Annotated in this window: 1 protein-coding gene; it reads right to left on the bottom strand. The window is 46.5% G+C overall.

The window, feature by feature from the left end:
- Window positions 1-467, bottom strand: a 467-nt coding sequence (locus B3182_RS13535) for a DNA gyrase subunit A (protein WP_292753099.1), incomplete at both ends; no start/stop codon positions are given.

Below are 467 nucleotides of genomic sequence, written 5' to 3'. Positions count from 1 at the left end.
GCCACCATATTGATACCAAACACCGTTTGTAACTGTGTTTGCTGATAAAGATTGTTCAGAATAACTTCCGGCACATCACCACGTTTGATGACCACCACCATACGCATGCCGTCTTTATCAGACTCATCACGCAGGGCAGAAATACCTTCGATTTTTTTCTCTTTGACCAGCTCGGCGATTTTTTCCAGCAAACGTGCTTTGTTAACCTGATAGGGCAGCTCGTGGACGATGATACTTTGCTGACCAGTGGCTTCATTGGTTTCGATTTCGGCGCGAGCACGCATGTAAACACGACCACGGCCGGTTTCATAGGCTTCAGCAATACCGTTGGCACCATTGATAATACCGGCAGTCGGAAAGTCCGGGCCGGGAACGAATTCCATCAAATCACGAGTAGTAACACTCGGATCATCAATAATCGCAATACAGGCATTAAGAATTTCAGTCAGGTTATGTGGCGGAATATT

It is taken from the genome of Methylophaga sp. UBA4204, assembly GCF_002379485.1.
Taxonomy (GTDB): Bacteria; Pseudomonadota; Gammaproteobacteria; order Nitrosococcales; family Methylophagaceae; genus Methylophaga.
The sequence above is the reverse complement of the archived record's forward strand: the minus strand, read 5'-3'. Positions and strand labels throughout refer to the sequence as shown.